This window comes from Methanocalculus natronophilus, assembly GCF_038751955.1.
Taxonomy (GTDB): Archaea; Halobacteriota; Methanomicrobia; order Methanomicrobiales; family Methanocorpusculaceae; genus Methanocalculus; species Methanocalculus natronophilus.
In genome coordinates, this window is record NZ_JBCEXH010000140.1 from 1 (window position 1) to 502 (window position 502).

At 33.3% G+C, this 502-nt stretch carries 1 protein-coding gene; it reads left to right on the forward strand.

The window, feature by feature from the left end:
- On the forward strand, window positions 1-502 hold a 502-nt coding region (locus tag ABCO64_RS10905), incomplete at both ends, for a hypothetical protein (RefSeq protein ID WP_343089502.1).

Below are 502 nucleotides of genomic sequence, written 5' to 3' on the forward strand. Positions count from 1 at the left end.
GGATGCATGTTCTAAAGTGATCTATCAAATAGAATATCAATCGCTTGATTTAAATGGTGAAAGTGATGAAGTCTTTAGAGCGTATTATGGATTTGCGCTTGATTTATTAACTGAACAAAAACCAAGGTTTCATGCGTTGAGTTCGATGGAAGTTGAACAATCAAAAGACACGCTTCAAATCGTGTGTCCAAAAGATGGAACGTATGTCGAAGAGATGTTATTTGATATTGAAAAAATCCTTTTTAAATTTGGATTTGATATTAAAATACGTGTAAGATACTGTGATGATGCGCCAACGATTTCAGAGGCGATGGAAGAGACGATTAAAGAAGAAAAAGTTGAAGAAATCAAAGAAAAGCCACTTGTCTTTAGTGGATTTAAAGACCAAAGTGTTAAAACCGTTAAACATGAAATATCGGATATACCTATTAATGAAGAAACATTAAATGAGTATAAGAGCGAACATCATAACGCCAATTTTTCTATTCAAGGGGTTATTGAG